The organism is uncultured Aquabacterium sp., assembly GCF_947366995.1.
GTDB lineage: Bacteria > Pseudomonadota > Gammaproteobacteria > Burkholderiales > Burkholderiaceae_C > Aquabacterium.
In genome coordinates this window covers 14468-28120 of the sequence record NZ_CANBCC010000008.1, presented here as the reverse complement: position 1 = coordinate 28120, position 13653 = coordinate 14468, and the positions used below count along the sequence as shown (strand labels likewise).

Annotated in this window: 11 protein-coding genes; 4 read left to right on the top strand and 7 right to left on the bottom strand. The window is 65.8% G+C overall.

From position 1 onward, the window contains the following. Positions 1 to 4: 4 nt before the first annotated feature. The 5 genes from Q0Z44_RS04050 to ytfE form a co-directional block, all read right to left on the bottom strand. Positions 5 to 805 carry a CbbQ/NirQ/NorQ/GpvN family protein gene (locus Q0Z44_RS04050; protein WP_298010728.1) on the bottom strand — a complete coding sequence of 267 codons (801 nt, stop codon included), beginning with the start codon at positions 803 to 805 and terminating at the stop codon, positions 5 to 7. 6 nt (positions 806 to 811) lie between these two features. Then, complete coding sequence (locus tag Q0Z44_RS04045) at positions 812 to 2191, bottom strand: cbb3-type cytochrome c oxidase subunit I (protein ID WP_298010725.1); 1380 nt, start codon at positions 2189 to 2191, stop codon at positions 812 to 814. A gap of 15 nt (positions 2192 to 2206) precedes the next feature. Further along, positions 2207 to 3079, bottom strand: a complete 873-nt coding sequence (locus tag Q0Z44_RS04040; RefSeq protein WP_298010722.1) for a c-type cytochrome — start codon at positions 3077 to 3079, stop codon at positions 2207 to 2209. Between the two features lie 364 nt (positions 3080 to 3443). Continuing rightward, positions 3444 to 6161, bottom strand: coding sequence for a diguanylate cyclase (locus tag Q0Z44_RS04035; protein ID WP_298010719.1), 2718 nt, complete (start codon positions 6159 to 6161; stop codon positions 3444 to 3446). A gap of 165 nt (positions 6162 to 6326) precedes the next feature. After that, positions 6327 to 6980, bottom strand: coding sequence for an iron-sulfur cluster repair protein YtfE (ytfE, locus tag Q0Z44_RS04030; RefSeq protein WP_298010716.1), 654 nt, complete (start codon positions 6978 to 6980; stop codon positions 6327 to 6329). Between the two features lie 154 nt (positions 6981 to 7134). Here ytfE and norR point away from each other — a divergent pair, with 154 nt between their 5' ends. Next, positions 7135 to 8685, top strand: coding sequence for a nitric oxide reductase transcriptional regulator NorR (gene norR / locus Q0Z44_RS04025; RefSeq protein WP_298010713.1), 1551 nt, complete (start codon positions 7135 to 7137; stop codon positions 8683 to 8685). Between the two features lie 68 nt (positions 8686 to 8753). On the opposite strand, the gene Q0Z44_RS04020 is transcribed toward norR, so the two are convergent. Together Q0Z44_RS04020 and Q0Z44_RS04015 are read right to left on the bottom strand one after the other, a co-directional pair. Further along, positions 8754 to 8939: a hypothetical protein gene (locus tag Q0Z44_RS04020; protein WP_298010710.1), complete on the bottom strand. Its 186-nt coding sequence runs from the start codon at positions 8937 to 8939 to the stop codon at positions 8754 to 8756. Positions 8940 to 8946: 7 nt separating this feature from the next. Next, on the bottom strand, positions 8947 to 9753 hold the full coding sequence (locus Q0Z44_RS04015; RefSeq protein WP_298010707.1) for an NYN domain-containing protein: 807 nt from the start codon (positions 9751 to 9753) through the stop codon (positions 8947 to 8949). 202 nt (positions 9754 to 9955) lie between these two features. On the opposite strand from Q0Z44_RS04015, the gene Q0Z44_RS04010 reads away from it, so the two are divergent. The 3 genes from Q0Z44_RS04010 (at position 9956) to Q0Z44_RS04000 (ending at position 13647) form a co-directional block, all read left to right on the top strand. Then, the gene (locus tag Q0Z44_RS04010; RefSeq protein WP_298010704.1) at positions 9956 to 11212 is read left to right on the top strand and encodes a pitrilysin family protein; all 1257 of its coding nucleotides are present in this window, start codon (positions 9956 to 9958) and stop codon (positions 11210 to 11212) included. A gap of 21 nt (positions 11213 to 11233) precedes the next feature. After that, positions 11234 to 11716, top strand: a complete 483-nt coding sequence (locus Q0Z44_RS04005; protein WP_298010701.1) for a GreA/GreB family elongation factor — start codon at positions 11234 to 11236, stop codon at positions 11714 to 11716. Positions 11717 to 11865: 149 nt separating this feature from the next. Next, positions 11866 to 13647, top strand: a complete 1782-nt coding sequence (locus Q0Z44_RS04000; RefSeq protein ID WP_298010698.1) for a ribonucleoside triphosphate reductase — start codon at positions 11866 to 11868, stop codon at positions 13645 to 13647. The last annotated feature ends 6 nt before the right edge of the window (positions 13648 to 13653 follow it).

The following is a 13653-nucleotide window of genomic DNA, read 5'->3' as shown; positions in this document are numbered from 1 at the left end:
GGCGTCACACGAACGTGGCGTCCACCAGGTCGCGCATGGCCGACACCAGCGTCGGGTCGTCCGAGAGTGGCGCAACGATCGCGGTATGGCAGGCCTGCCGGGCCTCGATGCCGCCGGCCATCAGGCGCCCGGCATGGACAAGCAAGCGGGTGCTTGGCACCTCGGCCAGACCCTGGTCCTGCAGCGTGCGCAGGCGGCCGCCGAGGGCCACCAGGCCGTGGGCCATGCCCGCGTCAATGCCGCTTTCATGCGCCACCACGCGGGCTTCCTGCTCGGGCGACGGGAAGCTAAAGTCGAGCGCCACGAAACGCTGGCGCGTGCTGGGCTTGAGTTCCTTCAGCATGCGCTGGTAGCCCGGGTTGTACGAGACAACCAGCTGGAAGCCGGGCGCCGCTTCGAGCAACTCGCCCGTCTTGTCGACAGGCAGCATGCGGCGATAGTCGGTCAGCGGGTGCACCAGCACTACCGTGTCCTGCCGGGCTTCCACCACCTCGTCCAGATAGCAGATGGCGCCTTCCCGAACGGCCCGCGTCAAGGGCCCGTCCTGCCACTGCGTGCCGTCGTGCCGGATGTGGAAGCGGCCGATGAGGTCGCTGGCGGTCAGGTCGTCATGGCAGGACACCGTGATCAACGGGCGGCCCAGCCGCCAGGCCATGTGCTCCACGAAGCGGGTCTTGCCGCAGCCGGTCGGCCCCTTGAGCATCACGGCAAGGTGGCGCTGATGGCACTGCGTGAAGATCTCGACCTCGGCGCCCGAGGCCATGTAGAAGGGTGCCTGGCCGGTGGCTTGGGCGTCTCCAGTCATCACGGGTCAGACCCGCACCGGGCGGACGGGCGCTGGAGTGGGAATGCGTTCATCGGCGTCCTTCACCACCTCGAAGCGCGGCGCATACCGGAAGAAGTCGATGATGAAGAGCGCGACCCCCAACGCGAACAGGCTGGCCGTGCCGATCAGCATCAGGAAGTGCACCTGGATCTTGAGCTGGGCGTCGAGGTAGCCGAGGCCCATGATGCGTTCCAGATAGACCTGTCCGATGCCCGCGGTCGCGAACGACAGTGTCATGCCGAACATGCCGACCAGTTGCAGCCAGAACGCCCAGTAGCCCATGGCCGTGCCCTGTTCACGCCGCGCAGGCGAGATCACCGGCAGGGCATACGTGATCATGGCCAGCACAATCATCGCGTAAGCCCCATAGAAGGCCGCGTGGCCGTGCATGGCCGTGATCAGCGTGCCGTGCGTCCACTTGTTGACGCTGGGCCAGGTGTGCGCCAGGCCGAGCAGCCCCGCGCCGAACAGCGTGAAGATGGCGCTGCCCAGCGTCCAGTGCAGGGCCAGCGTGTTGGGGTGGGCCAGGCCCGAACGGCGCATGGCCGAGTAGGCGTAGATCGCCATGCCGACCAGGGCCGCGGGCTCCAGCGCGCTGAAGATGCCCCCGATGGGCAGCCAGTAGCTGGGCACGCCCACCCAGTAGTAATGGTGCGCCGTGCCCAGGATGCCGGCAATGAACACCAGCCCGACGATCACGTACAGCCACTTCTCGAGCACCTCGCGGTCGGCGCCCGAGAGCCGGATCAGCAGGTAGGCCAGGAAGCCGCCCTGGATCATCTCCCACACGCCTTCCACCCACAGGTGGATGGTCCACCAGCGGTAGAAGATGGAGACCACGTAGTTGTCATGCTCGATCAGCGCGGGCAGGTACAGCACCGCCGCGCCGGCAATCCCCAGCAACAGCACCCCCTCGGTGGTCGTGAAGCGGCCCGACTTGCGGATCGTCATCACGACGTTGTAGAGGAACATGAGCATCACCACCACGATGACGATCTTGTGGGGCAGCGGTTGCTCCAGCAGCTTGTTGCCGGTGCCATAGCGGAAGAGGTAGCCGATGACGGCCGTGACGCCCATCAGCACCCACAAGCCTAGCTGGATGTAGGCCAGCTTCACGCTGTGCAGTTCGGTGCGCGACTCGTCGGGCACCATCCAGTAGGTGGCGCCCATGAAGCCCGTGAGCACCCACACAACCAGCAGGTTGGTGTGGATCACCTTGGTCACGTCGAACGGCAGGATGTAAAGCAGCGGGTCGGGCCCGAGGTACTTGGCCGCAGACAGCAGGCCGAAGACGATCTGCAGGCCGAAGAGCGCCATCGCCACGGCGAAGTACCAGTAGGCGACCGATTGAGAGTGGTATCGCATGCGGGACCTCGCGGGTTAACGGAGCGATGAGAGGTAGGCGACGAGCTGGTCTAGCTGCTCGGGCGTCAGGCTCTTGCTGTAGGTGTCGGGCATGAAGGACACGCCGTTGGCCGAGTACATGGCGCCGGGCACCACATGCGCGCTCGGGCTCTGCACTGCCTCGCGGAGGTAGCCGGCCACATCCTTGGCCTTGCCCTTGTAATCCGACGAGCCGATCAATTGCGCGGCACGGCTGCCCACGCCGGACAGCGAGGGCCCGGCCATGTTCACGCCCGGGGCCAGCGAATGGCAGGCGGCACAGGCGGGCGTGGCCGCGCGGAAGACGCGCTCGCCCAGCGCAATCGGGTTTTCGTTGCCCGACAGCGGCCGCGCGCCCGGTGGCACGGCGCTGCCGTCCGTCTTCTCACCGGAAGTTTCGGCCTGCTGCCGTGCGGTCATGTCGGTGCCCGGGAAGGTGGCGCCCGTCACCAGGATCGGCCGGGGTGGCCAGCCCTGGTTGTCGACGTTGCTCACCCAGGTCAGAAAGCTCACGAGGTTGCGGATCTCCTCGTCGCTCAGATCCTGCTTGGGCATCAGGCGACGGTGGCGCTGCTCGTCGTAGAACTGCGCCGGGTTGCGCATGTAGGCCTGCAGGTAGGCGTCGCCGCGCAGCTTGGCGATCTTGGTGAGGTCAGGTGCGTAGTAGGCGCCTTCGCCAAACAGCGTGTGGCAGTTCACGCAGTTGAACTTGTGCCAGACGTCCTTGCCGGCAATCACCTGGGGTGTGAGCTGGTCGGCGTTGGTCAGCTTGGGAAACTGCCGATGGCTGTCGATGGTCAGCCCGAGGAAGACCACGGTGGCCACCGCCGTGCAGGCGATGGCAAAGGTGCGGGATTGCTTCTTGTTCATGGCGTCTTCCTCGTCAGACGCCGATGCCGGCCCAGTAGGTGGCCGAGATGTAGACCGCGTAGATGACCGCCAGGGCCATCAGCAGCACGATGACGTAGCTCACGATCTTGAGCGGGCCGTGCATGGAAACCCCCTTGTTGTGCCTGGTTTGTGAGGCCCTGTCCTTGCGGACAGGTGGCCGGCGGTGGGGCGCCGGGGTGGCCAAGCAGAGCAAGCGGTGTTCCCTGGCAGTCCGGGGCACCGCGCCAGAGGAAGAGGGAGACGCGTGCCAGGGACGGTCTTCCTTCAGGCAGGTTTGACCGGTAAATCTTCTCCGCCACTGGCTCGTTGCATGAGCCATGTCGGCGGCATCGCAGCCCGCGCGTCAGAAGGTGGTCACGTGGAACGTGGCCCGACCCGCGCGCTTGGCGGTGTAGAGCGCCTGATCGGCCTTGTCCAGCAAGGCGGACCCGGTGCCCGCACCGCCCTCGAACACCGCCACGCCAATGCTGGTGGAGGTCTGCACCACGCCGTCCTGCACCGCGATCGGCTCGTCCATGGCGCGTTCGATCTTGTCAGCCACCAGTGTGGCTTCCTCGGCCTGATGCAGGCCTTCAAGGATCACGGTGAACTCGTCACCTGCCAGGCGGCACACCGCATCGGTGGCCCTGACCGCACCCACCAGCCGCTGGGCAAACCCCTTGAGCAGGTCGTCGCCCACCCCGTGGCCTCGCGTGTCGTTGATGTGCTTGAAGCGGTCAAGGTCCAGGTACAGCAGGGCCATGGCCCGGCCGGACCGGCGGGCCCGTGCCATGGCCTCATCCAGCTTCTCTTCGAAGTAGCGGCGGTTGGGCAGGCCGGTCAGGCTGTCGTGGCGCGCCAGTTCAAGCAGTTGCTGTTCGTAGACCTTGGATTGCGTGATGTCAAAGGTCAGCGCGTGCACGCCGTGTACCTCGCCCGATGCACCCAGATCCGGGATGTAGAGCGCCATCACATGGCGATGAGCGTCACCATGATGCAATTGCGTGGTGAACTCGACCCGCTCGCCACGGAGCGCCGACTTCAGCTTGCGGCTCCACGACTCGTCGGCCAGAAGGGCCTCGAGTGGCCGGTTCACGATGTCGGTCACGGGTCGATCGAACCACTGCTCGAAGGTCGCGTTGCAGAAGCGGTAGACCCCTTCCGTGTCGATGTAGGCGATCAACACCGGGAGGTTGTTGGTGATGGCCCGCAGCTGCGCCTGGTTGGTGGCCAGCAGTTGCTCGGCCTCCTTGCGGTCGGTGATGTCAAGCGTCATCTCATAGACGCCGCAGACCTCGCCTGCCGGGCCCCGGTCTGGAATGAAGTAGTGCAGCTGGTGGTGCTTGCCACCTCGCTCGTGTGTCGTCTCGAACTGGACGGCGACCCCCTCGAGCGCCTGCCTGAATCGTGGCTCGATCACGTTGCGTTCCGCTTCGTCGAGGAAGTCGCGCGCAAAGGCCCCGAGCAGCGCGCGTTCCGGCAGGCGCAGCGTGCGGGCGCGGTGCGTGTTGACGCTCACGAAGCGACCTTGCCGGTCCATCACGGCGATCTCGGCGGGCATGTTGTTCATGATGTCCCGCAGATGGCGTTCGCTGGCGGCCAGCTTTTCCTCCGAGGCCTTGCGCTCCGAGATGTCGCGCAGGAAGGCATGGGCGATCCACTGCCCGCCCTCTTTCAGCGCCGACACCGAGAGCTCCACCGGGATGAGCCGTCCCGTCCGATGAAGGGCCATCACCTCGATGCGCTGGCCGATGACCGGACCCATCCCGGATCCCAGAAAGCGCGCGAACCCCCGGTTGTGCGCCTCGCGGTGCTCCGCAGGGATCAGCACCTGATCCAGCCGCAGGCCCAGCACATGGGCGCGAGGCCAGCCGAAGGTCTCCTCGGCCTCCTTGTTCCATTCTGTGATGGCGCCGCCCGCATCGATGCTGACGAAGGCGTCGCCTGCGTGCTCCAGCACGGCGCGAAGGCGGCGCTGGATCTCCAGTTGCGCCGACTCGGCCTGGTTCTTGTGTGCACGCACGGCGTTGTAGGCCTCGGCCAGTTCCCGCAGGTCCTTCGGGCCCGATTGCAAGGGCAGCGCCTTGTCGTTGCCGTGGGTGGCGGCCTGAAGCTCTCGTTTCAGATGCACCAGTGGGCGCAATTGCCGTCGCGTCACCGCGCCCATCAGCAAGCCGCCCAGCACCGCGAACACCACGGCGCCGATGACGAGCTGGTCAGACCGGGATTCGATCGGCGCATAGGCCTCGGCTGTGGGGTAGGCCGCACACAGCACCCAGGGCACGGATTCCAGCGACTTGAACGTGTACAGCGCCTTCAAGCCGCGGCTGTTGACCCCTTCGATCGTGCCTTCAAACCCTGCGAGCGCGGCATGCAGGGGCTTGCTCACGTGAGCCGGTGGCACCGGCGTCATGATGCGCTTCACATCGTGGTGGAGCACGAGCCGGGCGTCTTCGCCTTTCGAGGCCAGGTAGAAATAGCCGCCCTGGCCGACGCGGGTTTCGCGCAGCGATGCCAGGAAGTTGTCGCGGGTCAGGATGAGGCTGCCCAGCAGGGCGCCTGCGACTCTGCCGTGCGCGTCGCGAATCGGGGCGGCAAACACCAGGGTCGGCTCCCCCGTCATCTTGTTGGCGAGGGGTTCCGAGATGACAACCTCGCCCGTGCGCATGGCCTTCTGAAAGTAGGCCCGGTCTGCGATGGAGATCACGCCTTCGTTCGGACGCACCGGCCATTCGGTGATCACATGGCCTTTGGCATCGGTGATCACGACGATGTCGAACAGGCTCTGGAAAAGCTTTCGGTGCGAGAAGTCGGCCCTCAGGGCGAGGGGTTCGTTCAGCAGTTCGGCATTGATGGTCTGGGCGACCGTGGCCACTGCCTGCTTGCGCAGCAGCAGCTTCTCATCGATGTCTTCCGCAACGCTGTGGACCAGCGCCCCTTGTGCCGCGAAGGCGGCCTGCCGCAGGTCGGTCCGCAGGACGGAGATGCCGGCCGCAGACAGCACCGCCACCCCGAAGAGGACGATGATGGTGGCCCAGAGGGTGACCCGGCCCTGGATGCTGAGGGAGGAATAGAGTTTCACGGTGCGATGGCGCTGTGCCGCCAACACTATGGCAAGCACGTGCATCGACCGGTCGGTGGATAAGGCAGGGCAATCGCGAGATCCGGAAAACCGCCGCGTCATGCGTCACGGATTGCCTTGCCGCGATGGCCCCACCGCCCTTGGGCGCACCGTTTCAGCGGTGTTTCATCCGCGCTCGAACAGCACGTTGTTCTCGAGGTGGATGTGCTCCATCAGGTCCTCGCGCAGCGTCTGCAGGCCCAGGTACAGCGCACGCCAGGTGTTGCAGGCGCCACGAGGCAGGGTGATGCCGTGGGTGAGCGCTTCCAGCTTGGCCAGCTCGCCACCGTGATGGTCATGCTCATGGCGCATCACCTGGATGGGCATGGCGGCCACGCCGGGCTGTCCGCGCTGCAGCATCGGGAACAGCACCATCTCTTCCTTCTGCATGTGGCTCTCCAACTCCTGCAGCATGTTTTCGAGGTGGTCGGCCAGGCCGAGCGGGCACTCGGGGCGGTCGCCGTGCACGGATTCCACGCGGCGGGCCAGGCGGATGAGCTCGGGCAGCTGCTCACGGTGCCGCGCATGGAAGCGCTCGAGGATGTGTTCGATCAGCGCCGGGGTGGGGGCATCCGTCCAGTCGACCGCGCCATCGGCCTGCGGTTGCAGCCGGGCCAGTTGCGCGACGATGCGGGCAGCGTCGATGCCGGCCTTGTCGGCCGCCTGCTGCAGCGTCTGCTTGCCGCCGCAGCAGAAGTCGAGGTGGTATTCGTGGAACACCTTGGTGGCGCCCGGGATGGTGCGGGCCAGCAAGCCCAGAGATTCGTCGGCGTGGTTCATGGTGAAGGGCTCCTTCGTGTGAGATGCCTCCCATAGCGCAAGCTGCGCGCCAGGGCGCCGGTCCTTGAAAATCAAGCAATTACCGTGGTGGCGGGTAGAATTAACCCTTAAAGTGAGGGTCGTTTAAACCGTGCATGGGGTAAATATCACCACGATGGCGACGCTGGGGTGGGCGGACCTAGCCGTGGCGCTGCCGCGCGCCGTGCGGCTGCAGCGCCTGGTGTCGCAACTGAAGGCGCAGTTCGCCTGCCATGCGGTGGCCTTGCTGCAGGAAGAAGGCGAACGGCTGCGCCCTGTGGCCGTCGATGGGCTGACACGCGATGCCATGGGCCGGGCCTTCGTGATTGCGCAGCACCCGCGCCTGTCGGCCATCCTGTTGGGACGGGGCGTGGTGCACTTCGAACACGCCAGCACGCTGCCTGATCCCTACGACGGCCTGGTCGACGCCATGGCCGGCGAGCCGCTGCCGGTGCACGACTGCATGGGCGCGAGCGTTGTGGTCGACGGCCACCGCTGGGGCGTGCTCACGCTGGACGCCCTGCGCCCCGGCACGTTCGACACCGTGGCCCGCGAGGCGCTGCAGCAGTGCCTGCCCTGGGTCGCGGCCGCAGTGCGCATGAGCCAGCTCGAGCAGGAAGTACAGGCCTTGCGCCAGGCGCGCGTGGCCGAACCCGACCCGGTGGGGCGCGGGGTCAGCGCCGGGCCGTGGCTGGGCCTGATCGGCCACAGCCCGGCGCTGCAGCGGGTGCTGCACGAGGTCGACGTGGTGGCCCAGTCCGATCTGCCTGTGCTGCTGATGGGCGAGACGGGTGTCGGCAAGGACCTGTTTGCCAGCCGCGTGCACGAGCACTCGCCGCGCGCGGGCAAGCCCATGGTCCATGTGAACTGCGCGGCATTGCCCGAGTCGCTCGCGGAAAGCGAGCTGTTTGGCCACGTGCGCGGTGCCTTCTCGGGCGCCACCACCGACCGTGCCGGGCGCTTCGAAGCGGCCCGAGGCGGTACCGTGTTCCTGGACGAGGTGGGCGAGCTGCCCCTCACCATCCAGGCCAAGCTGCTGCGCACGCTGCAGAACGGCGAGGTGCAGCGCCTGGGCGCCGACAAGCCCGTGAAGGTGGACGTGCGCATCGTGGCCGCCACCAACCGCGCGCTGCGCGACGCCGTCGCCGAAGGCACCTTCCGGGCCGACCTGTATCACCGGCTGTCCGTGTACCCGGTGCACGTGCCCCCGCTGCGCGATCGCGGCGACGACATCCTGCTGCTGGCCGGCCACTTCCTGGAAGTGAACCGGGCCCGGCTGGGCCTGCGCAGCCTGAGGCTGGACGCCGCGGCAGAAGCCGCGTTGCTGGCCTACCCCTGGCCGGGCAACGTGCGTGAGCTGGAGCACGTGATCGGCCGGGCGGCCCTCAAGCTGCTGACCCGTGGCGTGAGCCGCAGCGACATCGCGACGCTCACGGTAGACCTGCTGGATCTGTCTTCCGACACCCTCGTGGGCGGCTCATCGCATGAGCCGACGGTGCGCTGTCCGGCCGATAACCATGACACACCCCAGCCGGTGACCCTGCACGAACAGGTCGATCAGCTTCAACGCCAGGCCATCCGGCAGGCATTGCGGCACACCGATGGAAACTGGGCCATGGCGGCGCGTCAGTTGGGGGTGGATTCGAGCAACCTGCACAAGCTGGCGAAGCGGTTGGGGTTGAAGTGAGCGCACCGATCTGCCCTTCCCAAGCATGCGAGGTTGAGAGAGGTCGACGGCAACCGGCTGCGCCACGGTCACTGGAAATCCTCTTCGCGCTGGTGGCGCGCGCCGACCCTGCGATAGCTGTAAGGCGTGGTCGCGAGGTACCCATCCGCAGCAGTGCGAATGGCCTCGACCGCCTCGTGGGCACGCATGGTTTCTTCGACAGTCGCGGTGCGATCCAGCAGGACTTCTATTTCCTCTGAACGTTCTCGCTGCAAGTCGAGTTCACCTGACCCTTAACTGATGGTCGACATCCCCCTTGCGTAACTCCACCGCATCGGCCAACCCTTTGATCATTTCGCTGAAGCTCCCGTAACCGTGATCCTTGAAATCAAACGTTGGATCCAGCCGCTTGATCATCGGCAGCACGCTCGCCTTGTTCACCCACGCATCGCCCTTTGATTCGGCCAGCAGCCGCACCGCGCGGCGCAGCAACTCCGCCGCACGGTTCACCGGAGGCGCGGGTATGGCGGGGCTTGTGTCTTCGGGCACAGGTTCAACACTTTCAGCCTCCAACAGGCTTTCATAAAAGCGGAACTCGTGGCAACTCTTGGCCCAGTGCTTGTTCGTGTTCCGCTTAGTCCCGATACCGATCAGCGTGCGTCCTGCTGCCTTGATCTTCTGTGCCACGGGCATGAAGTCGCTGTCGCCGCCCACGATGATGACCGTACCGATATGTTGGAAGCGGCCGATGTCTTCGGCAGCATCGAGGCACAGCTTGATGTCTGCGCCGTTCTTGGCCGAGGCGCCCGGCGGGAAGAGCTGGATCAACTCGACGGATGCTTGCAATAAGGCGTCACGGTAGCGGCCGAAGTACTGCCAGTTGCCATAAGCCCGGTTGATGGCGATGGGCCCATACGATGCACCCAACTCGACCAGGGCCTGCACGTCCACCAGCGGCTCCTGCACCTTGAAGCGGTTGTCCTGCTTGGCATAGACACCTTCGCCGTACTTCGTTTCCATCACGCCGGCGTGCAGGTTCTCGAAGTCCCAGTAAATTGCCACTGATCGGGTGTTGTCGTTGTCGGCCAAGCTGTGCTTCCTTCAGTACTCAATCGTACTCAGGCAATGTACATGCACGGTCTCAGGGTCTCATGCGGGTGAGGGTTGGGGCGCAGGCGGTGGACAACTGGTAAGCCGCGGGTCGCGGCGACAATGGGTCATGCAAGATGAAATTGGTACCCAGCCGCTTCTCCGTACGCTGCCCAACGGTGTCCGGCTGTTGGCCCTTCCCATGTCCCACGTACGGAGCGTCAGCGTGGGCGTCTTCCTGCGCGTCGGGTCTCGCGACGAAACGCCCGCCACCAATGGCATCGGCCATGTCCTCGAGCACATGGCCTTCAAGGGCACCACCACGCGTTCCGTGCAGGCGATCAACCTGGATGCGGAGCGGCTGGGCGCAGACGTCAACGCCTACACGGGCAAGGACAGCACCGGCTATTTCATGACCGGCCTGGCCGCGCACGCGCAGCAACTGCTCGGCATGACGGCCGACATCGTGCTCCACAGCACGTTTCCCGAGGTTGAACTGCAGCGCGAACTGGAGGTGATCCGCCAGGAAGCCATCGAGTACGACGAAGACCCCGACGACAGTGGCAACGACCTGCTCGACCGCGCCATCTGGGGCGCCCATCCCATGGGCATGCCCGTGATCGGCACGGTCGAGAACATCGAGGGCTTCACGCGCGACGATCTGGTTCGCCACGTGCAGCGGCATTACGTGGCCGACAACACGGTCGTCGTCGCGGCCGGCCACTTCGACGTCGACGCGTGGATGAGCCACGCCGAGGATCTGTTCGCGGCCATGCCGGCATCGACCGACGGCGTCAGGTCGCATCCACCCACGCCCGCGGCATATGCCGGCCAGGCGGTGGCCCGGCGCTTCACGCAGGTGTCGCAGGTGTTCCTGAACGTTGCGTATCCCGTGATGCCCACGGGCCCGGACGACATGCCATCGCGGCGCTTGCGTCTGGCCGCCGCGCTTGCGGCCAATCTGTTCGGCTGCGGGATGTCGGCCCCGTTGGTCGACACGGTGCGCGAGCGGCTCGGCCTGGCCTACACCGCCGATGCGAGCATCGACGGTGGAGACAAGTGGCTCAATTTCGTGGTGCATGCGGTGACCACCCCGGACAAGATCGAGGCGCTGGTTCAGGCGACCGGCGACCTGCTGCATGCGCAGACAACCCGCATTGATCCTGTCCATCTGGAGCGCGCGAAAAACCAGTTGACCGTCTCGTACGTGCGTGCCAGTGAGCGACCCTTCGCGACAATGGAGCGGGCCGTCGAGGAACTCTGGGCCAGTGGGAACGTGACGCCGCTGTCCGAGACCATGGCCTTGATCGACGACATCCGCGCGGAAGAAGTGCGGGACGTCTTCGTGCGGATGCTCGCCCATCCCCCGGCGCTGTCGATCACCGGCAAGGGTGTCAGCGCCAAGTCTGCGCGGCACCTGGCGGGCTGTCTGGCCGCCAGCGTCCTTCAGAAGCCGTAGACGAGTTCGAAGTCTTTCATCATGGACAAACTCTTGCTACAGCAGCAGGTGCTGGAACGGCTCGCCGAAGACCTGCTGCAGGTCGAACAGGCAGCCCGGACGGCCCATGAAACGGCGACGCACGAAGAGAACATCGCCGAGAACAAGTACGACACATTGGGGCTCGAAGCGGCCTATCTGGCCACCGGCCAGGCCCGTCGTGCGGAGGCCATCCGCCAGGCGATCGCCCATTGGCGCCAGTTCCGCCCGCGCCCCTACGATGCCAGCCAAGGCATCCAGCTCGGTGCGTTGGTGTGCCTGGTCGACGCCGACGACAAGCAGCAACAGCTCTTTCTCGGCCTGCATGGGGGCAGCATGCAGCTGCTCAGTGGTGCCCAGCTCGTTCAGGTCATCAGCAGCGACTCCCCTTTGGGCCAGGCCATGCTGGGCAAGTGCGAAGGGGATGAATTGACCATCCAGGTCGCGCTGACCCGACAGCAGTTCGAGGTGCTGTGGGTTCATTGACGGCTCGCCGAGACCGCGGCCACCGTGTGGCCTCGCCTGCTGATCCGCAGTGTGCATTTGACGCGCGTCAAAACCCTCTTGTTCAGAGGTTAGAACACTACCTGTAGCGTTCCGGGGTGGTCCCGGACACTAGATGTAGTGGAGCTGACATGACGCCGCCTTTGACCGCCGCGACCTCTTCCCGGGCCGAGATCCCGCCCCCAGACCGGCGGATCGCCGTGGACGTGGAGCGCTCGGTCAACGAATACCTCGACCGCCAGGACTGGCGCATCCACGCCAACGCCAACCAGGGCTATTCGCTCGGCGGGCTGATTCTCAACGTGTCGGGCAAGGTGATCGCCAACTACTGGCTCAGCCACGTGTACCCGGCCGAGATCGGGCAGGCCCACCGCGACGCGGACATCCACATCCATGACCTCGACATGCTCTCGGGCTACTGCGCCGGCTGGTCGCTGCGCACGCTGCTTCACGAGGGCCTCAACGGCGTGCCGGGCAAGGTCGAGGCGGGCCCGCCCAAGCACCTCTCGTCGGCTGTGGGGCAGATCGTCAACTTCCTGGGCACGCTGCAGAACGAATGGGCCGGGGCCCAGGCCTTCAGTTCCTTCGACACTTACCTTGCGCCCTTCATCCGCAAGGACGCGCTGGATTACGCGCAGGTGCGCCAGTGCATCCAGGAGCTGATCTACAACCTGAACGTGCCGTCGCGGTGGGGCACGCAGACGCCTTTCACCAACCTGACGTTCGACTGGACCTGCCCCGAAGACCTGCGCGAGCAGGTGCCCGTGATCGGGGGCGTCGAGATGCCGTTCAGCTATGGCGAGCTGCAGGCCGAGATGGACATGATCAACCAGGCCTACATCGACGTGATGATGACGGGCGATGCCAAGGGCCGGGCGTTCACGTTCCCCATCCCCACCTACAACATCACCAAGGATTTCGACTGGGACCATCCGAACACGCAGCGGTTGTTCGAGATGACGGCCAAGTATGGCTTGCCTTACTTCCAGAACTTCCTGAACTCCGAGTTGCAGCCGCACATGATCCGTTCGATGTGCTGCCGCCTGCAGCTCGACTTGCGCGAGCTGCTCAAGCGTGGCAACGGGCTGTTTGGCTCGGCCGAACAGACGGGCTCGCTCGGTGTGGTCACGCTCAACTGTGCGCGCCTGGGTTACCTGCATGCGGGCGACGAGGCCGCGCTGCTGGCCCGCACCGACGCGCTGCTCGATCTGGCCGGGCGCAGCCTCGAGATCAAGCGCAAGGTCATCCAGGAGCACATGGATGCCGGGCTCTTTCCCTACACCAAGCGCTACCTGGGCACGCTGCGCAACCACTTTTCGACGGTGGGCGTGAACGGCATCAACGAGATGATCCGCAACTTCACGGGCGATGCGCACGACATCACCACCGCGTGGGGCGAGGCCTTTGCGGTGCGCTTCCTGGATCACATCCGCGGGCGCATCACGGCCATGCAGGAAGCCACCGGCCACCTGTACAACCTCGAAGCCACACCCGCCGAGGGCACGACCTACCGGTTCGCCAAGGAAGACCGCCAGCGCTGGCCCGACATCCTGCAGGCGGGCACGGACGCGCAGCCCTACTACACGAACTCGTCTCAACTGCCTGTGGGCTTCTGCGATGACCCGTTCGAGGCGCTGGCCCGGCAGGAGCCGCTGCAGACCCGATACACGGGGGGCACGGTGCTGCACCTCTACCTCGGTGAGCGGGTGTCATCGGCCGAGGCCTGTAAGGCGCTGGTGCGCCGTGCACTGAGCCGCTTCCGTCTTCCCTACATCACCGTCACGCCGACGTTCTCGATCTGCCCGGTGCACGGTTACCTGGCGGGCGAGCACGCCTTCTGCCCGCACTGCGACGAAGCCGCCCTGGCGCGTCGGCAGCCGACGCCGGCCACCCCTGATCTCCAACCCGCCTGATCCTGC